At 58.2% G+C, this 19,299-nt stretch carries 18 protein-coding genes; all 18 read right to left on the bottom strand.

Annotation, left to right across the window (positions count from 1 at the left end; genetic code table 11):
* Window positions 1-58: 58 nt before the first annotated feature.
* The 18 genes from AAEZ08_RS21780 to mnmG all read right to left on the bottom strand — a co-directional run bounded on the left by AAEZ08_RS21780 (window position 59) and on the right by mnmG (window position 18,910).
* A complete protein-coding gene (locus AAEZ08_RS21780) occupies window positions 59-2,053 on the bottom strand; it encodes a Mu transposase C-terminal domain-containing protein (protein WP_500125115.1) in 1,995 nt (664 codons plus the stop codon).
* Complete coding sequence (locus AAEZ08_RS21775) at window positions 2,050-2,904, bottom strand: TnsA endonuclease N-terminal domain-containing protein (RefSeq protein ID WP_036997997.1); 855 nt, start codon at window positions 2,902-2,904, stop codon at window positions 2,050-2,052. Before AAEZ08_RS21775 ends, AAEZ08_RS21780 begins: the two co-directional genes overlap by 4 nt.
* A gap of 282 nt (window positions 2,905-3,186) precedes the next feature.
* A complete protein-coding gene (glmS, locus tag AAEZ08_RS21770; RefSeq protein WP_500125114.1) occupies window positions 3,187-5,034 on the bottom strand; it encodes a glutamine--fructose-6-phosphate transaminase (isomerizing) in 1,848 nt (615 codons plus the stop codon).
* A 2-nt stretch (window positions 5,035-5,036) separates the two neighbouring features.
* Entirely contained in the window at window positions 5,037-5,819 is a 783-nt protein-coding gene (locus tag AAEZ08_RS21765; RefSeq protein ID WP_181067070.1) for a DeoR/GlpR family DNA-binding transcription regulator, read from the bottom strand.
* A gap of 147 nt (window positions 5,820-5,966) precedes the next feature.
* Window positions 5,967-7,328, bottom strand: coding sequence for a bifunctional UDP-N-acetylglucosamine diphosphorylase/glucosamine-1-phosphate N-acetyltransferase GlmU (gene glmU / locus AAEZ08_RS21760; RefSeq protein ID WP_181067069.1), 1,362 nt, complete (start codon window positions 7,326-7,328; stop codon window positions 5,967-5,969).
* Between the two features lie 146 nt (window positions 7,329-7,474).
* Window positions 7,475-7,903, bottom strand: coding sequence for a F0F1 ATP synthase subunit epsilon (locus AAEZ08_RS21755; RefSeq protein WP_003284838.1), 429 nt, complete (start codon window positions 7,901-7,903; stop codon window positions 7,475-7,477).
* Window positions 7,904-7,978: 75 nt separating this feature from the next.
* Window positions 7,979-9,355, bottom strand: coding sequence for a F0F1 ATP synthase subunit beta (gene atpD, locus AAEZ08_RS21750; RefSeq protein WP_003284839.1), 1,377 nt, complete (start codon window positions 9,353-9,355; stop codon window positions 7,979-7,981).
* Between the two features lie 30 nt (window positions 9,356-9,385).
* The gene (gene atpG, locus AAEZ08_RS21745) at window positions 9,386-10,252 is read right to left on the bottom strand and encodes a F0F1 ATP synthase subunit gamma (RefSeq protein ID WP_003284840.1); all 867 of its coding nucleotides are present in this window, start codon (window positions 10,250-10,252) and stop codon (window positions 9,386-9,388) included.
* Between the two features lie 50 nt (window positions 10,253-10,302).
* Window positions 10,303-11,847: a F0F1 ATP synthase subunit alpha gene (gene atpA, locus AAEZ08_RS21740; protein WP_003284842.1), complete on the bottom strand. Its 1,545-nt coding sequence runs from the start codon at window positions 11,845-11,847 to the stop codon at window positions 10,303-10,305.
* A gap of 15 nt (window positions 11,848-11,862) precedes the next feature.
* Complete coding sequence (locus AAEZ08_RS21735) at window positions 11,863-12,399, bottom strand: F0F1 ATP synthase subunit delta (protein WP_003284843.1); 537 nt, start codon at window positions 12,397-12,399, stop codon at window positions 11,863-11,865.
* Between the two features lie 12 nt (window positions 12,400-12,411).
* Window positions 12,412-12,882 (bottom strand): F0F1 ATP synthase subunit B, encoded by a 471-nt coding sequence (locus AAEZ08_RS21730; RefSeq protein ID WP_003284844.1) that lies wholly within the window; start codon window positions 12,880-12,882, stop codon window positions 12,412-12,414.
* 87 nt (window positions 12,883-12,969) lie between these two features.
* On the bottom strand, window positions 12,970-13,209 hold the full coding sequence (atpE, locus tag AAEZ08_RS21725; protein ID WP_003284846.1) for a F0F1 ATP synthase subunit C: 240 nt from the start codon (window positions 13,207-13,209) through the stop codon (window positions 12,970-12,972).
* 72 nt (window positions 13,210-13,281) lie between these two features.
* Window positions 13,282-14,133 carry a F0F1 ATP synthase subunit A gene (gene atpB / locus AAEZ08_RS21720; RefSeq protein ID WP_003284847.1) on the bottom strand — a complete coding sequence of 284 codons (852 nt, stop codon included), beginning with the start codon at window positions 14,131-14,133 and terminating at the stop codon, window positions 13,282-13,284.
* Window positions 14,134-14,149: 16 nt separating this feature from the next.
* Window positions 14,150-14,548: a F0F1 ATP synthase subunit I gene (locus tag AAEZ08_RS21715; RefSeq protein WP_003465098.1), complete on the bottom strand. Its 399-nt coding sequence runs from the start codon at window positions 14,546-14,548 to the stop codon at window positions 14,150-14,152.
* A 133-nt stretch (window positions 14,549-14,681) separates the two neighbouring features.
* Entirely contained in the window at window positions 14,682-15,554 is an 873-nt protein-coding gene (locus AAEZ08_RS21710; RefSeq protein WP_003284849.1) for a ParB/RepB/Spo0J family partition protein, read from the bottom strand.
* A 9-nt stretch (window positions 15,555-15,563) separates the two neighbouring features.
* Window positions 15,564-16,352, bottom strand: a complete 789-nt coding sequence (locus AAEZ08_RS21705; RefSeq protein WP_003284850.1) for a ParA family protein — start codon at window positions 16,350-16,352, stop codon at window positions 15,564-15,566.
* Between the two features lie 18 nt (window positions 16,353-16,370).
* Window positions 16,371-17,018: a 16S rRNA (guanine(527)-N(7))-methyltransferase RsmG gene (gene rsmG / locus AAEZ08_RS21700; protein ID WP_427703633.1), complete on the bottom strand. Its 648-nt coding sequence runs from the start codon at window positions 17,016-17,018 to the stop codon at window positions 16,371-16,373.
* Window positions 17,018-18,910 (bottom strand): tRNA uridine-5-carboxymethylaminomethyl(34) synthesis enzyme MnmG, encoded by a 1,893-nt coding sequence (mnmG, locus tag AAEZ08_RS21695; RefSeq protein WP_483031345.1) that lies wholly within the window; start codon window positions 18,908-18,910, stop codon window positions 17,018-17,020. Before mnmG ends, rsmG begins: the two co-directional genes overlap by 1 nt.
* Window positions 18,911-19,299: the final 389 nt, after the last annotated feature.

The raw sequence follows: 19,299 nt of genomic DNA, 5'->3' as shown, positions 1-19,299 counted from the left end.
TTGATCGGTTGACCGCTTTCAAAATCGGCGGAGGCTGAAGTCAGCCAGAAATACAGGGCTACTTCAGACCATCCTTAGCCACTGCTTCAGCCTTAGAGCCGGCTGCGGGTTCAAGCTTTTTCTCGGCCATTGCATTGCCGACAATTTGCTCAACTTTATCGACCAAGCCAACTTGGCTTTCCCGTTCAGCTCGTTTGTGAGCTGGCGGCACTTGCCTGTAGGCCTCCAAGAGGTCGTAGATCTCGTCCGAGCGATAATCCGCATACTTCGCATCCGACCTCCGCAGGTCGCAACGCAGGAACTCCTTGTTCTCGTCCTGGATCCAGATGTGCGCCGCAGAGTTCGGATCAAACCAGCAATCAATCGCCCAGACGCCATTGCGACGCGCTTTTGCGAACCAGTTTTTTTCGATAGCCATCTCGCAGAGATAATGCATGCCGCGAAACAACACGCCACCTTTTTGGACGGTGGCCCTTTCCCGAGGCAGCAGATTGAGATAAATCAGCTCGTCAGGTCGCTTGTTAGGCTGGATAAGGTCGTTCTCTAACGCCCACCGCCAAATCCCCATCGGAGTGGGCTCCACGCCATCGTTCATCATCGCCTGGGTAAGACGATCCGGCTGTCGGTGGAAACGGTTGTAGTGAAGAATGCACTCGATGAGGACTTGGGTGAACTCCTTCAAATTCAGCGTCGCGTCGAGCCGATAATCACGCTCACCGCGTTCCTTCTCTCGGGCTGCTACTCCGCCGGGGAGCCACCTAATACCGGTTAAGTCGTTCAGGATGCCGAAGCGGCTCTCGACCATCGGTTTCCAATCCGGTCGGTATGGCGGGGCCGTCCCCATATCGATACCCAGGCCAGACGCGAGCCCCTCAGCAGCAGCCCCCAACATTTCACCTCTATCGGCGTAGATTTGATGTGGCAGATGACGACAGTCCCAATCCTCAGGAGTGATATCAACACCGTTTTGCGCGCAGAACTCCACCTTGGAGGTGAACGCGTTGAACAGCGCCTGTCGAGCTCCGTTCCAGCTAGGCCCCTCAAGGCCTACATAAAGGCCAACGATCATCCCTGAGAAACTGTCGACTACGATGTACACCACGGGGCGACCGATAAGCATTCGTCGGGAGTAGCTGTTGACCAAGTAAATGTCAGCGATGGTCGCGTCGATCTCGAATTGATGACAAGGACCTCTAAGCCAGTCGCGGACGGTACCGGATAATGGACGGCAATCCTTCAGCCACTTCGTCAACCCCATGCGTCCACGATCAGTCTCGGTATCATCAAAGAACTGCTTTCCCCAATAATTAAACTGGTTAAACGTCGGAATTTCAGATTGAGGAAGCAATACGACCTCGTTTTCGGGATTTTTAGAAAGCCGCTTCTCCGAATAATATTTATTGAGCATTTTGTTGTACGCGCTATCAATCGTCGACTTCTTGTTCTTTACGTAAAGCGCGTAACAAACTCGGATACACTTCTTGTCGATATCGCTTAGTAATTTGGCAGGCGACACTAACACCCCTTGAAACCTTGGCTTTCGTCCCGGCGGCTTATCAGCGGAGTAATTACGACTCCCAACACCTACAGCAGAATAGTTGTTAAGAAGCGCATTTCTTACTTGCCCGTAAAACCAGTATCGATACAACAAACGATATAGCGTTTTACGCTGCACACCCGCCTCAGCGGCGCGATCACTTACCAATCGGCCCATCTCGCCATGAACAAATATTTGCCCTGGATAGGCCGGGTCCAAAAGTGGCGCAATCAGAGCCCATTTTTGGTCTCTATCACGCCTCGCGCGCTCGTCGAGATCTTCTTCCAAAACCAGTAGAAATTCTGGCACTGCCATCACCACAGGCTTTGTATCGCCTGATACCAATGACACCCTGAATTCCTCAAGACCAATCGAATACGGCTTCCTAGGAGGATCCGTTAGATCCATAACAATCAGTGCGTCGTGCTTCTCGTCGAGGTGAATTGCTCTCGCCATAGTAGAGAGCAAGGAGAGTTCCGTGACAGGCTCAAAGACGTCATTAACTGAAATTTTCATGACGACTTCTCGCTCAGTGTGGATATTTCAGTGGGATAAAAAACACTGAAGTCTGGCAAAGGTGACTTGAGCTGTAACGGCGCACCACTTAATTCAATCCTAATAGTTTTCCGCCAGATCAAATTAAAGAAAATGTCGCGAGCATCGGTATACGGTATGGATAATCGGTGTCCAATCTTGCGCAAGCTCTCCGACGTTGACCAAGGGCAACCCTTTATTGATTCAAGTATCTCGATGAATTGCAAATGCAGCGGGACATCCATCAAGGCACGAGGCAATTTGGCAAATTTGCGAAGAAATACGAGATTCAGGATCAAATCGGGCGTAAACAACTCCTCCGTTACGATGCTCCAGTCTACACCTTGGCTCACCCAGAACCGTCTCTCGACTTCGAGTTTTTCTAACGTGCGAGCACAGCCTTTTCCTTGAAGGTCTTTCGCGTATTTGATCGTCCTGGCAACGGACTTTACGTCTCCATTTGGCTGCTTTACAGACAGCAAAAAGTCAGTGGTCATTACCATAGGAACAGAGGTCGTTTTGTATTTTGGATACCGTACACCGATAGCCCTGGCGATCGCCTGGGTGCTCTCCACCGGCAGTAGGGGATACTGCTCGCGGATATCTACAACGTCCTCTGAAAACTCACAGAGTAAAAAGTACGCCCGTTCAAGGTCGGATAAGAGGTGATGAATTCGATCAATCTTAACACCTTGGATTTTCCAGGAACGCCCCATCGAAGGGACATCCTGAACACGTAACCAAGGCACATACTCAGCTCCGGCGCCAGCTCCAAACCCATTGGCGATGTGCCGTTCGATATCCTGATTTGAAGCAAACCTACGACCTCGCACCCGCCCTCCTAAGTCCGTCCGGACCGCTCCCCTCGTTCGGCAAGAGAGTAGTTATAGGAAAACATGAGCTAACAAGCTGCCATGTCGTAGGGCTTTCCAGAATACTCCTGCTGAAAATTAAGGCAGCGGCTCCTGACGAACGGCCTAGCATAAAAACAGAAAACCCTTTTAGATACAGGGGCTTACGGTTAGTGTCAAACTATAATAGCTTGTGTCAGACTTTATTATTTTGTGTCAATCTTTATTCCGTGAAGCCACCGCTCGGTTGCCGCTGGGGCGGGTTTATTCGACGGTGACGGACTTGGCCAGGTTGCGGGGCTGGTCCACGTCAGTACCGCGCAGCACGGCGACGTAATACGAGAGCAACTGCAGCGGCAGGGTGTAGAGAATCGGCGCCAGTGCATCGTGAATGTGCGGCATGTTCACCACGAAGGTGCCTTCGCCGTTCTCCATCCCGGCCGAGCCGTCAGCGAAGACGATCAGTTCGCCGCCACGCGCGCGGACTTCCTGCAGGTTGGATTTGAGTTTTTCCAGCAGCTCATTGTTCGGTGCCACGGTAACCACCGGCATGTCTGCATCGACCAGCGCCAGCGGACCATGCTTGAGTTCACCGGCCGGGTAGGCTTCGGCGTGGATGTAAGAGATCTCCTTGAGCTTGAGCGCACCTTCCATCGCCACCGGATATTGCGCCCCGCGACCGAGGAACAGGGTGTGGTGCTTCTCGGCGAAATGCTCGGCAATCTTCTCGACCGTGGTATCCATGGCCAGCGCTTCACCCAGGCGGGTCGGCAGGCGGCGCAGTTCAGCGACCAGCTCGGCTTCCTTGTCCGCCGACAGGGTGCCGCGCACCTGGCCCAGCGCCAGGGTCAGCAGCATCAGCCCGACCAGCTGGGTGGTGAAGGCCTTGGTCGAGGCCACACCGATTTCCGGGCCGGCCTGGGTCAGCAGGGTCAGGTCCGATTCACGAACCAGCGAACTGATGCCGACGTTGCAGATCGCCAGGCTGGCCAGATAGCCCTCGTTTTTCGTCAGCGCCTTGGCATTACGCAGCGCGGCCAGGGTATCGGCGGTCTCGCCGGACTGGGAGATGGTGACGAACAGGGTATCGGGCTGCACCACCACCTTGCGGTAACGGAACTCGCTGGCCACTTCGACCTGACAGGGAATCCCGGCCAGTTCTTCCAGCCAGTAACGCGCGACCATGCCTGCGTGGTAGCTGGTGCCACAAGCGACAATCTGCACGTTGCGCACCTTGGCGAACAACTCGGCTGCCTGCGGGCCGAATGCCTGCACCAGCACCTGCTTGTCACCCAGGCGACCTTCGAGGGTGCGCTGCACGACCTTGGGCTGCTCGTGGATTTCCTTGAGCATGAAATGACGATACTCGCCCTTGTCCGCTGCTTCGGCCCCCTCGTGGTACTGCACCGACTCACGCTGTACCGACTGCCCGGTGGCATCCCAGACCTGCACGCTGTCGCGGCGGATCTCGGCAATATCGCCCTCTTCCAGATACATGAAACGGTCGGTGACCTGGCGCAATGCCAGCTGGTCGGAAGCCAGGAAGTTCTCGCCCAGGCCCAGACCGATTACCAGCGGGCTGCCGCTGCGGGCTGCAAGCAAGCGATCGGGCTGCTTGGCATTGATTACCGCCAGACCGTAAGCACCATGCAGTTCCTTGACCGCCTCCTTGAGCGCAGCGGTGAGATCGCCGAGCGAAGCGAGCTTGTGGTGCAGCAGGTGAACGATAACTTCGGTGTCGGTATCGGACTGAAATACGTAGCCCAGGCCCTTGAGCTGAACGCGCAGCGCCTCGTGGTTTTCGATGATGCCATTGTGCACGACGGCCAGGTCGTCACCGGAAAAGTGTGGGTGAGCGTTACGCTCGCAGGGTGCACCGTGGGTCGCCCAGCGCGTGTGCGCGATACCCAGGCGGCCAGTCAAACGGGCTTGCTGCTGTGCCTGCTCCAGCTCGGCGACCTTACCATTGCGACGCAGACGCTCCAGCGTACCGCTGTCATCCAGCACGGCGATGCCAGCGCTGTCGTAGCCACGGTATTCCAGGCGCTTGAGGCCCTCGAGAAGAATCGCGGTGATGTTGCGTTCGGCGACGGCGCCAACGATGCCACACATGCTCAAATCTCCAGATTGGTTTCGACAGCCACGCAGATCAGTTTGACGCCGCGGGCCAGGATGCTGCTGCGCGCCTCCTCGCTGAGGCGCTCATCGGTAATCAGGGTGTGCACGCTGCTCCAGGGCAGCTCGAGATTGGGGATGCGCCGACCGATCTTGTCGGATTCGACCAGAACGATGACTTCCCGGGCGACATCGGCCATCACTCGGGATAACCCTAGCAGCTCGTTGAAAGTGGTGGTGCCACGCTCCAGATCGATGCCATCGGCACCTATGAACAGTTGGTCGAAGTCATAGGAACGCAGCACCTGTTCAGCGACCTGCCCCTGAAAGGACTCGGAATGCGGATCCCAGGTACCGCCAGTCATCAGCAGCACCGGCTCATGTTCAAGTTCGCGCAGGGCGTTAACCACGTTCAGCGAATTGGTCATCACCACTAGCCCGTGCTTGTGACCCAGCTGCGGAATCATTGCCGCGGTGGTGGTGCCACTGTCGATGATGATCCGCGCATGCTCACGGATGCAGCCGACGGCGGCGCCGGCGATGGCCTGCTTCCAGGGTGATACGGGGTGCACGTTGTCGCCAATGAGCTCCTGCGGCAGAGGTACTGCGCCACCATACCGGCGTAGCAACAGACCGTTTTTCTCCAGGGCGGCGAGGTCTTTGCGAATGGTGACTTCGGAGGTCTCGAAGCGCCGCGACAACTCGTCCACGCTCACCTCACCACGCTCGCTGAGCAAGGCGAGAATGGCGTGACGACGTTGCGGTGTGTTGCGCTTCGACATTTATATGTTTCGATTCGAAAGATAATGGCGCGAATCAAAACATATGTCGGAGGTGGGTGCAAGCCGAACGGTGGGCGACGACTCCAGTACGACTGCGCCGCGTCCGGCCGGCAGAAGCCCACCCTACGGCGCGGGAGCTCTTTGCGCCTACGATTTCTTCACCGGTCGCTGCCAGCCTTCAATATTGCGCTGACGACCGCGACCCAAACCAAGGGTATGCGCCGGCACATCATCGGTGATGGTCGAGCCAGCCCCGGTGGTAGCGCCATCACCCAGATTCAGCGGTGCAACCAGCGAGCTGTTGGAGCCAATGAAGACATCTTCGCCCATCACCGTCTTGAACTTGTTGGCGCCGTCGTAATTGCAGGTGATGGTGCCGGCGCCGATGTTGGTCCGCGCCCCGATCTCGGCGTCACCGAGATAGCTGAGATGACCGGCCTTGGCGCCATCGCCCAGGGTCGCATTCTTCAGCTCGACGAAGTTGCCCACATGCGCCTTCGCACCGAGCACGCTGCCTGGGCGCAGGCGAGCGAACGGACCACAATCGGCGCCTTCGCCGACTACCGCTCCCTCGAGGTGAGAGTTGGCCTTGACCACCGCGCCTCGGCGCAGGGTGCTGTCCTTGATCACGCAGTTCGGCCCGATCTGCACCTCGTCTTCGATGACCACGTTGCCCTCAAGCACCACGTTGACGTCGATCAGCACGTCACGACCAACACAAACCTCGCCACGCAGATCGAAACGAGCCGGATCACGTAGCGTGACTCCCTGGGCCATGAGCCTGCGGGCTTGGCGCTGCTGATAGTGGCGCTCGAGCTCAGCTAGCTGGATACGGTCATTGGCGCCCTGCACTTCCATGGCATCCTGCGGCTGCTCGGTGGCCACACGTAAGCCGTCGGCTACGGCCATGGCAATCACGTCGGTCAGGTAATACTCGCCCTGAGCATTGCTATTGGAAAGACGCCCCAGCCATTCGCCGATACGACTTCCCGGCACGGCCAAAATCCCGGTATTGCCTTCACGAATCACGCGCTGCGCATCGCTGGCATCCTTGTGCTCGACAATAGCCTGTACCTCGCCGCGCTCGTCTCGAACGATCCGGCCATAGCCGCTGGGGTCATCCAGCACCACCGTCAGCAAAGCCAACTGCTCAGGCCCGACCTTCTGCAAAAGACGCTGCAGGGTCTCGGCTTCAATAAGCGGAACATCGCCGTAGAGGATCAGCACACGCTCGGACGAGAGATTCGGCAAGGCTTGGGCCACCGCATGACCGGTGCCCAGTTGCTCGGCTTGAATTACGTATTTGAGGTCATCGCCAGCCAGACGCTGACGGACCTGATCAGCACCATGACCGATGACAACCTGAATGCTCCGCGGGTGCAACGCACGAGCGGTATCGATGACATGGCCGAGCATGGATTTGCCGGCAACCGGATGCAGCACCTTGGGCAGCGCTGAGCGCATGCGTGTGCCCTGACCAGCCGCGAGAATGACGATATCGAGAGACATGAAACGGTTTCCTGAGCGGTATCGGCCCGACTGCCACCCACGCGCTAGTCCTGGGTCTCTGTTCGTCGGCACCGGCGGATGGCAGAAAAAGAAAAAGGGTAGCCAAGGCTACCCTTTTACTCGTGCGCGATGAAGTCGCTGATCGATCAGTGCCGACCGTACTTCTTGCGCAGCTGCTCGACGGTACGCAGCTGTGCTGCGGCCTCGGCCAAACGAGCGGCCGCGGAGCCGTAGTCGAAATCCGCGCCCTTCTCGTGCAACGCCTTTTCGGCAGCCTTGACGGCGGCCTGAGCAGCAGCCTCGTCGATGTCCTTGGCGCGCGTAGCGGTATCGGCGAGAACCTTCACCATGTTCGGCTGGACTTCGATGAAGCCGCCGGAAATGTAGAAGATCTCTTCCCCGCCACCCTGCTTGATCACCCGCACCGGACCGGGCTTGAGATCAGTCAGCAGAGGCGCGTGACCCGGCAGGATACCGATGTCACCAAGGTTCCCGTGGGCGATGACCATTTCCACCAGCCCCGAGAACAGCTCCCCTTCCGCACTGACGATGTCGCAATGGACTGTCATAGCCATGTTCATGCCTCGGTAATCAGCCCGATCGGCAAAAGCCGGTCAGGCTGGATTGGCGCCCGCAAGCGGGCGCGCCAGTTACAGTTTCTTGGCTTTCTCGATGGCTTCGTCGATGCTGCCGACCATGTAGAACGCCTGTTCCGGCAGATGGTCGTAGTCGCCATTGAGGATGCCGGAGAAACCACGAATGGTCTCCTTCAGCGGAACGTACTTGCCTGGCGAGCCAGTGAAGACTTCGGCCACGAAGAACGGCTGAGACAGGAAGCGCTGGATCTTACGAGCGCGGGATACCAGCTGCTTGTCGGTCTCGGACAGTTCGTCCATACCGAGGATCGCAATGATGTCCTTCAGCTCTTTGTAGCGCTGCAGCACGTACTGAACGCCGCGAGCGGTGTCGTAGTGCTCCTGACCGATCACCAGCGGATCCAGCTGACGCGAAGTCGAGTCGAGCGGATCGACCGCCGGGTAGATACCCAGGGAGGCGATGTCACGCGACAGTACGACAGTGGCGTCGAGGTGGGCGAAGGTGGTCGCCGGGCTCGGGTCAGTCAAGTCATCCGCAGGTACGTATACGGCCTGTACCGAGGTGATCGAGCCGTTCTTGGTGGAGGTGATGCGCTCCTGCAGAACGCCCATCTCTTCGGCCAGAGTCGGCTGATAACCTACTGCCGAAGGCATACGACCCAGCAGCGCGGACACTTCGGTACCGGCCAGGGTGTAACGGTAGATGTTGTCGACGAACAACAGAACGTCGCGACCTTCGTCACGGAATTTCTCGGCCATGGTCAGACCGGTCAGAGCGACGCGCAGACGGTTTCCCGGCGGCTCGTTCATCTGGCCGTATACCAGGGCAACCTTGTCCAGAACGTTGGAGTCCTTCATCTCGTGATAGAAGTCGTTACCTTCACGAGTACGCTCACCCACGCCAGCGAACACGGAATAACCGCTGTGCTCCATGGCGATGTTACGGATCAGCTCCATCATGTTCACGGTCTTGCCTACACCGGCACCACCGAACAGACCGACCTTACCGCCTTTGGCGAACGGGCAAACCAGGTCGATAACCTTGATGCCAGTTTCCAGCAGCTCATTGCCACCAGCCTGCTCGGAATAGGACGGCGCAGCGCGGTGGATGGTCCAACGCTCTTCTTCGCCGATCGGGCCGGCTTCGTCGATGGGGTTACCCAGGACGTCCATGATGCGACCCAGGGTCTGCTTGCCGACCGGTACGGAGATACCGGTGCCGGTGTTGACGACGTCCAGGCCACGCTTGAGGCCTTCGGTCGAACCCATGGCGATGGTACGGACAATGCCGTCGCCCAGCTGCTGCTGGACTTCCAGGGTGGTCTCGGCGCCTTGAACTTTCAGCGCGTCATAGACGTTCGGTACCAGATCGCGCGGAAATTCCACGTCGATAACGGCGCCGATGATTTGAACGATACGTCCGCTACTCATGTTTGGTTCCTCTGAATATTTGAACCGTTCTTAAACCGCGGCAGCGCCGCCGACGATTTCCGAAATTTCCTGAGTGATCGCAGCCTGACGGGCCTTGTTGTAGACCAGTTGCAGGTCGCCGATCAGCTCACCGGCGTTGTCGGTTGCGTTCTTCATGGCAATCATCCGCGCGGCTTGTTCAGCTGCGCCGTTCTCAACCACCGCCTGATAGGCCTGGGACTCGATGTAACGAACCAGCAAAGCATCCAGCAGCTGCTGGGCATCCGGCTCGTAGAGGTAGTCCCACTGACCTTTCTTGACCTCCTCGGCATTCTCCTCTGCAGCCAATGGCAGCAGCTGATCGACCGTAGGCTTCTGGGTCATGGTGTTGATGAATTTGTTGGATACCAGGTACAAGCGATCGATACGGCCCTCGTGGAAGCCGTCTAGCATGACCTTGACGCTACCAATCAGATCGGTGATCGATGGCTCTTCGCCGAGGTTGCCGATTGCCGCAACGACGTTGCCGCCGAAGCTGCGGAAAAAGCTCGCGCCCTTGTTGCCGATCACGCACAGGTCGACTTCGACCTTCTGATCGTGCCACTCCTTCATGTTCTTGATCAGCGCCTTGAACAGGTTGATGTTCAAGCCACCGCAAAGACCACGATCAGTAGACACGACGATATAGCCGACACGCTTGACCGGACGCTCCACCATGAACGGATGACGGTATTCCGGGTTGGCGCCGGCCAGATGGCCGATTACCTGCCGGATACGCTCCGCATATGGGCGGCTGGCAGCCATGCGCATCTGTGCCTTGCGCATCTTGCTGACCGCCACCTTTTCCATGGCGCTGGTGATCTTCTGCGTGCTTTTGATGCTCGCAATCTTGCTGCGAATCTCTTTTGCGCCTGCCATTTGACACCTATCGGGTTAGCAGGCGGGAGCCTTTCGGCCCCCGCTGCGGCTTACCAGCTTTGAGTGGCCTTGAACTTCTCGATACCAGCCTTGAGGCCAGCGTCGATTTCGTCATTGAAGTCACCCTTCACGTTGATCTTCGCCATCAGATCGGCGAACTCGCGGTTGAAGAAGGCGATCAGGGCCTGCTCGAAGGCGCCAACCTTGGTCACTTCCACGTCCGTCAGGAAACCGCGCTCGGCGGCATACAGGGACAGGGACATGTCGGCGATGGACATCGGCGCGTACTGCTTCTGCTTCATCAGCTCGGTGACGCGCTGACCATGCTCGAGCTGCTTGCGGGTAGCCTCGTCGAGGTCGGAAGCGAACTGCGCGAACGCAGCCAGTTCACGGTACTGAGCCAGGGCGGTACGGATACCACCGGAAAGCTTCTTGACGATCTTGGTCTGAGCGGCACCACCAACACGCGATACCGAAATACCGGCGTTAACGGCCGGACGGATACCTGCGTTGAACATGGCCGATTCCAGGAAGATCTGACCGTCGGTGATGGAAATCACGTTGGTCGGAACGAACGCGGAAACGTCGCCAGCCTGGGTTTCGATGATAGGCAGAGCAGTCAGGGAACCGGTCTTGCCAGTCACTGCACCATTGGTGAACTTCTCGACGTACTCTTCGGAAACACGCGATGCGCGCTCCAGCAGACGGCTGTGGAGATAGAACACGTCGCCCGGGTAGGCTTCACGTCCCGGCGGACGACGCAGCAGCAGGGAGATCTGGCGGTAAGCCACAGCCTGCTTGGACAGATCGTCATAAACGATCAGTGCATCTTCACCGCGGTCGCGGAAGTACTCACCCATGGTGCAGCCGGCATACGGAGCCAGGAACTGCAGCGCAGCGGATTCGGAAGCCGACGCAGCCACAACGATGGTGTTGTGCATGGCGCCATGCTCTTCCAGCTTGCGAACCACGTTGGCGATGGTCGATTGCTTCTGACCGATGGCAACGTAGACGCAACGGATGCCGCTGTTCTTCTGGTTGATGATTGCATCGATAGCCAGGGCGGTCTTGCCGATCTGACGGTCACCGATGATCAGCTCGCGCTGGCCACGGCCTACCGGGATCATGGCGTCGACCGACTTGTAGCCAGTCTGAACCGGCTGGTCTACCGACTTACGCCAGATCACGCCCGGTGCAACCTTCTCGACCGCATCAGTTGCCTGCGCGTTGATCGGGCCTTTGCCGTCAATCGGATTACCCAGTGCGTCGACTACGCGACCCAGCAATTCCGGACCAACCGGAACCTCGAGGATGCGGCCGGTGCACTTGGCGCTCATGCCTTCGGTCAAGCCCAGGTAGTTACCCAGAATTACAGCACCTACGGAGTCTTGCTCCAGGTTCAGTGCCATACCAAAGACGCCACCAGGGAACTCGATCATCTCGCCGTACATGACGTCGGCCAGACCGTAGATGCGTACGATACCGTCAGAAACGCTGACGACGGTGCCCTCGTTACGGGCTTGAGCAGCGACATCCGATTTCTCGATGCGCTGCTTGATGATTTCACTTATCTCGGAAGGATTCAGTTGCTGCATGCCATGACCCTCAAATCAGGATTTCAACGATTCGGCCAACTGGCTCAGTTTGCCGCGGACCGAACCGTCGACAACCACATCACCGGCGCGAATCAACACGCCGCCGATCAGCGCAGGATTAACGGCCTGCTGGAGGTTGACGGTGCGATCTAGCCGCTTCGACAGGGCGGCAGCCAAAGTTTGGAGTTGCTCGTTGCTGAGCTCGAAAGCGGTTTCAACTTCTGCTTCGAGCGTTTTCTCGGCTTGCGCCTTGATGTCCTCGTACAGCTCCCACACGGTCGGCAGGACCGACAGGCGATTGTTTTCGCCAAGGGTCTGGACGTAGTTGCGGAAAGCTTCGTCAACATCGTCACCGAGTAGACGCACCAGCCCCTGAAGCTTGCTTTCGCTAGACAGGCGGGGGTCGTTCAGCAACGCTGCGACTTCTGGGACTTCAACAGCGATGGCGGCCAGGTTCAGCATTTTCGACCAGGTATCGGTCTTTCCTGCGGCGCTGGCAAACTCGAAAGCGGCTTTCGCGTAAGGCCGAGCAAGCGTCTGGGTATTGATCATCGCTTGCCTCGCTTAGAGTTGGGAGGCCAGTTTTTCGACCAGCTCGTTGTGCACCTTGGCGTCCACCTGGGACTCCAGGATCTTCTCCGCACCAGCAACGGCAAGAGCCGCAACCTGAGTGCGCAGTTCGTCCCTGGCGCGGTTCACTTCCTGTTCGATCTCGGCGCGAGCACCAGCGACCAGGCGCTCGCCCTCAGTGCGAGCCTGCTGCTTGGCTTCCTCGATAATCAGATTGGCGTGCTTATTCGCCTGTTCGAGGATCTGGGCAACCTGCTCTTTGGTTTCACGGAGCGAGTGGGAAGCTTTTTCCTGGGCCAGTTGCAGATCGCGCTGAGCGCGGCCGGCAGCATCCAGACCTTCGGCAATTTTCTTCTGGCGAGCTTGCATGGCGCTGGTGATAGGCGGCCAAACAAACTTCATGCAGAACCAGACGAAAATAGCGAAGGCAATCGTTTGACCGAACAGCGTCAGATTAATGTTCACTGATCTACCTCATGCTATCTCGTTGTTTCCCGGGTGCTGAAGCCTAACCGGCAGGGCAACGCCCTGCCGCTCGGACGGGTCAGCGAATTAAGCAGCCATACCAGGGGCAACAACGAAGATCAGGTACATCGCGATACCAACGCCGATCATCGGCACGGCGTCGAGCAGACCAGCCATGATGAAGGTCTTGGTTTGCAGCTGCGGAGCCAGTTCAGGTTGACGAGCAGTGGATTCCAGCAGCTTGCCGCCCAGCAGGGAGAAGCCAATACCGGTGGCCAGAGCGCCCAGACCAATGATGATGGCGGCAGCGATGATTACGAGTTCCATGATTACTCCTAGGTTTTCAGAGGTTAGAGTTGCAGTTCAAGTTTGCTACGGGTTTACGGTCGCTTTCGCGTCTCAATGGTCCTCGTGGGCCGCGCTCAGGTACACGATCGACAGCACCATGAAGATGAAGGCCTGCAGCGGGATCACCAGGAGGTGGAAGATCGCCCACGGCACATTCAGGGTCCACTGTACGTAGAACGGCAGCAGCGCAATGAGGATGAACACCACCTCACCTGCATACATGTTGCCGAACAGACGCAGCGCAAGGCTCAGCGGCTTGGTCAGCAGACCGAGAATCTCGAGGAACAGGTTGAAAGGCACCAGCGACCAGTGGTTGAAGGGAGTGAATGCCAGCTCCTTGCTGAAACCACTGAAGCCCTTGACCTTGACGCTATAGAACAGAATCAGGAAGAACACGCCGATGGACACACCGAAGGTACCGTTCGGATCGGCTGTCGGGACGATCTTGAATGCCGGCAGACCAAGCAGGCCAGCCAGGCCGGGGATGTAGTCGACGGGGATCCATTTCAGGCTGTTCATCAGCAGGATCCACATGAAGATGGTCAGAGCCAGCGGCGCGATCAGCGGATTGCGACCGTGGAAGGTGTCCTTGACCATGCCTTCGACGAACTCGACGACCATCTCTACCAGGTTCTGCAACTTGCCGGGCACACCCGCGGTAGCCGAGCGGCCAGCCATGGCGAAGATACCGATGAACAGAAAGCCCGCGAACAGCGACCAGCCCAGGGTATCCAGGTGGACGGCCATGAAGCCCATTGCCTGTGCTTCAGCCGAAGTTTGCGCGATGGTCCAGGTGGCCTGGTCGATCACGGTTCCGTCAACGCGTTCGTAGCCAGCCGGCAGCTTGCCGTAGGTCAGGTTTTGCAGGTGATGCTGAATATATTCCGCCGGGGTACTCGCCATGTGCGCGCCTCAATGCTCAATGCTTCGGATTATTTTTCATCAGCAGGAGCGCGCTCGCGGAGGTGCCTAGGACCAGCACGTAACCGACGAACAGGGCAACCGGCTCCAGCGGTCGCACTCCCACAAACACCAGCGCAAACAGCGCTGCTGCCAGAATTTGTTTCCCCATCTGCCCAGACCATAAGGACTGAATGATCGCCCTGGCCGAGCGTGCGCCAAAGTAACGAAAAGCCTTGTACGCGAAATACACGTTCGCCGACAGCGCAATCAGACCACCGAACAGCGCGGAGTAGCCGGCGACAATACCAAAAACCAACCCACATGAGACAGCGGTCACTACTACGACCATTGCCTGAATCAGCAATACGCGAAAAGCCGGGAGACGATGGAAAGGTGTTCTGTTGTGTATGTTCACCTGAATTCCATCGTCGCAGCAGGCTGCGTAAATAATTGTCCGCAGTCAAAAAAGCGCGGCGAGTATAGGAGCAGGCCAGCCAGGGTTCAACACTCAGGTAGTAATTTCCGACTGGCACTACAAACATTTTGTATCAACGAATGTGCGCCAGTACTCCCTGCAATTCATCCAGCGAACTGTAGCGGATAACCAGCTGCCCCTTACCCTTTTGCCCGTGCTTGATTTGCACCGGCGAGCCCAGGCGTTCAGCCAGACGCTGTTCCAGACGGCTGATGTCTGGATCAACCTTGACCTCGACCTTAGGTGCCTCTTTGCTGCTCAGCCACTGGCGTACCAGTGCCTCGGTCTGGCGAACGGTCAGCCCACGTGCGACAACATGCCGCGCACCTTCTACCTGCTGGTCAGCCGGTAAACCAAGCAGCGCGCGGGCATGGCCCATTTCCAGGTCACCATGGGACAACAGCGTTTTGATCTCTTCGGGCAGCGCGATCAGGCGCAGCAAGTTGCTTACCGAGACCCTTGATTTGCCTACGGCGTCAGCTACCTGCTGCTGGGTAAGCTGGAACTCCTGCTGCAGGCGCTGCAGCGCAACAGCTTCTTCGATCGGATTGAGATCTTCGCGCTGGATGTTCTCGATCAACGCCATGGCAATGGCGGTTTCATCCGGAACCTCACGGACCAGCGAGGGCACGCGCTCCAGACCGGCCTGTTGGCAGGCGCGCCAGCGTCGTTCGCCGGCGATGATCTCGTAACGGCCACCGCTGATCGGGCGCACGACGATAGGCTGCATCACGCCGTGATTCTTGATCGACTGCGCCAACTCTTCCAGGGCCTGGGGATCCATGTCGCGGCGCGGCTGATACTTACCGCGTTGGATCAGTTCCAACGGCAGATGCTGGAGCTCACGGGTGTCGACCTTCGCAGCCTCTTCCTGCATCGCCGTAACACTGGCGCCGCCCAGCAGGGCATCGAGTCCCCGTCCTAGACCTCTTTTCTTGGTCGCCATGAATAGTCCTTATGCGGGGGCACCACGAGCCGACCGCCGCTGGCGTCGCGACAGTTCGCCCGCCAGGGCCAGGTAAGCCAGAGCACCCTTGGATTGCTTGTCGTAGACCAGCGCCGGCATACCGTGGCTGGGGGCCTCGGCAAGCCGGACGTTGCGCGGAATGACGGTGTCGTAGAGTTTGTCGCCGAAATGCGCTTTTAGCTGCTCGGAAACGTCGTTGGTCAGGCTGCTGCGCGGGTCGTACATGGTGCGCAACAGTCCCTCGATCTTCAGACTCGGATTGAGCGCCTGTGCGATGCGCTGGATCGAATTGACCAGGTCGGTCAGTCCTTCAAGGGCGTAATACTCGCACTGCATGGGAATGATCACGCTATCGGCAGCGGCCAGTGCGTTGATGGTCAACATCGACAGCGATGGCGGGCAGTCGATGAGGATGTAGTCGTAGTTCTCACGCACCGGCGCCAGCGCTTCACGCAAGCGCTTTTCCTTGGCTGGCAGATTCAGTAACGCCACTTCGGCGGCGGTTAGATCGCGGTTGGCCGGCAGCAGCTGATAACCGCCATGCTCGGAAAACTGCATGGCATCTACCAGGCTACATGCGCCTATCAGCACATCGTAGATCGAATACTCCAGGCCAAGCTTGTCTACGCCGCTGCCCGTGGTGGCATTGCCCTGAGGATCGAGATCAATCAGCAGCACGCGTCGGCGGGTAGCAACCAGCGAAGCCGCCAGGTTGATGCAGGTGGTGGTCTTGGCGACACCGCCTTTCTGGTTGGCAATGGCGAAAACTTTAGCCATGGTCAGTGTCTGTCCGGGTCATGAAGTGCGGCGCAGTATCAACAGATGGCGCTGGCCTTGGCAACCGGGAACCTTGAGTACGTGACAGGCATCGAGACGGAAGTCATCGGGCAGACGCTGCAGCTCGTCGTCCGGCTGCACGCCCTTCATGGCCAGCCAGCGGGTCTCGGCATTGCCCAGATGGCGCGTCCAGTTGGCGAAGTCCTCAAGCGAGCTGAAGGCCCGCGAGGTAATGCCATCGAAGGCATCCGCTGGTTGGAATTGCTCGACGCGGCTGTGCACGACCTCAAGGTTGGTCAGCTTCAGTTCCAGCTTCACCTGGGTCAGAAAGCGCGTTTTTTTTCCATTGGAATCGAGCAACGTGAAGCTGCGATCGGGAAACATGATCGCCAGCGGCACGCCAGGCATGCCACCACCGCTACCGACGTCCAGCCAGGTCCGTCCAGACTCGACCACGAAAGGCACCACGCTCAGGCTGTCGAGCAAATGGCGCGAAACCATTTCGTCGGGGTCGCGCACTGCAGTGAGGTTGTAGGCCTTGTTCCACTTGATCAGCAGTGCCAGATAGGCCAGCAACTGCTGCTGTTGCCCTTCACTCAGCTCGACGCCGAGTGCCTGGGCGCCACGAACGAGTTCGGTGGCATGGGATTCGCTAACCAAACTCATCAGGCGCTCTGCTCCAGCTGCTGGCCGGCATTGCGCTTCTTCAGATGAATCATCAGCAACGACACCGCAGCGGGTGTCACACCTGGGATACGCGATGCCTGCCCAAGCGTCTCGGGCCGAGCCTGTCCGAGCTTGTGCTGAATCTCCTTCGACAAGCCCGGAATCGTCGTGTAGTCGAGATTCTCCGGCAAAGCGATGTTTTCGCTGGCCCGCAACCGCTCGATCTCGTCCTGCTGGCGTTCGATGTAGCCAGCGTACTTGGTCTTGATCTCGACCTGCTCGGCGACCTGCGGATCCAGCGCACCGTCACCGGTCAGTTCGATCAGGCTCTGGTAATCGATTTCTGGACGGGCCAGCAGATTGAGCAGGTTGTACTCGCGGGCCAGGGGACTGCCGAAGCGCTCGGCAATGGCATCGCCCTGAGGTGTGCCGGGACGGACCCAGCTGCTCTTCAGGCGTTGCTCTTCGAGCTCGATACCTTCGCGCTTGGCGCAGAACGCCGCCCAGCGGGCATCGTCCACCAGACCCAGTTCGCGGCCCTTCTCGGTCAGACGAAGATCAGCATTGTCCTCGCGCAGGATCAGCCGGTATTCGGCACGCGAGGTGAACATGCGATAGGGCTCTTGAGTGCCCAGAGTGATCAGGTCGTCGACCAACACCCCAAGATAGGCCTCATCGCGCCGCGGGCACCAGCTGTCCTTGCCCTGCGCAAGCAGCGCAGCATTGGCTCCGGCGAGCAGCCCCTGGGCACCGGCCTCTTCGTAACCGGTGGTGCCATTGATCTGGCCGGCGAAGAACAGCCCCCCAATCACCTTGGTCTCCAGGCTGTACTTGAGATCGCGCGGGTCAAAGTAGTCGTATTCGATGGCATAGCCGGGCCGCACGATATGAGCGCTTTCCATGCCGCGAATGCTCTGCACGATCTGCAGCTGCACATCGAACGGCAACGAGGTGGAAATGCCGTTGGGGTACAACTCATGGGTGGTCAGGCCTTCCGGCTCAAGGAATACCTGATGGCTGTCCTTGTCGGCGAAGCGATGGATCTTGTCCTCGATGGACGGGCAGTAGCGCGGGCCGACGCCTTCGATCACGCCGGAGTACATCGGCGAACGATCGAGGTTGGCGGCAATGATCTCGTGAGTACGTGCGTTGGTGTGGGTGATCCAGCAACTGACCTGACGGGGGTGCTGTTCGCGGTTCCCCATAAACGACATTACCGGCAGCGGCGTATCACCTGGTTGCTCGGTCATCAGCGAGAAATCCACCGAGCGACCGTCGATGCGTGGTGGGGTGCCGGTTTTTAAACGGCCCACGCGCAGTGGCAATTCACGCAAACGTTTGGCCAAAGCGATCGAAGGCGGATCGCCCGCCCGACCGCCGGAATAGTTCTGCAGACCTATGTGGATAAGTCCGCCGAGGAAGGTGCCTGTCGTCAGCACTACGGAAGTGGCCAGGAAACGCAGACCCATCTGCGTGACGACGCCACGTACCTGATCCTGCTCGACAATCAGGTCGTCCGCCGCCTGTTGAAATATCCACAGGTTCGGCTGGTTTTCCAGGGTGTCACGAATGGCAGCTTTGTAGAGCACGCGGTCAGCTTGCGCTCGGGTGGCTCGAACGGCCGGCCCCTTGCGACTGTTGAGCACGCGAAACTGGATACCGCCCTTGTCGGTAGCGGTGGCCATAGCCCCGCCCAACGCGTCGATCTCCTTGACCAGATGGCTCTTGCCGATGCCACCGATCGCTGGGTTACAGCTCATCTGCCCCAGAGTTTCCACATTGTGGCTGAGCAGCAGGGTCTTCACGCCCATGCGTGCCGCTGCAAGCGCAGCTTCGGTGCCGGCATGGCCGCCACCGATAACGATCACGTCAAAACGGGAAGGGAAGTCCACCACGCACCTCGTGCCTGTTCAGCTGGGAATTCGGGAAACCGCGAAGTATAGGGACTTAGCCGGCGCTAAAGAAGGGCTTTGAGCAAAAAATGATCAACCGTCCAGCTGGGCGTTATGAGCTCATAAATAAAAATAGAGAAGAAATATATAAAGAGCTTATTTATGTGATTATTAATGGAGAAGCCGATATCTGTGGATAAGCTCCTGAGAGGCTAGTGGCACTAGGGCTGCGTAAAATATAAAGGTTGTGGTGCGCCTGGTAGGTTCCGGTGTGGATCACGTGGAACACCTGTTGATAAGAGTCGATGTTATGCACAGGGGATTTATCCAGTGGGTTTAGCCCCCTGTTATCTACCTAGCTGAAGGGTACTTATCAACAGAGCTCGTCT

Source organism: Pseudomonas sp. E45-MNA-CIBAN-0222 (genome assembly GCF_040310405.1).
Lineage (GTDB): Bacteria > Pseudomonadota > Gammaproteobacteria > Pseudomonadales > Pseudomonadaceae > Stutzerimonas > Stutzerimonas stutzeri_AC.
Note: the sequence above shows the minus strand (reverse complement) of the source record. Positions and strands in the feature narration are given on the sequence as shown.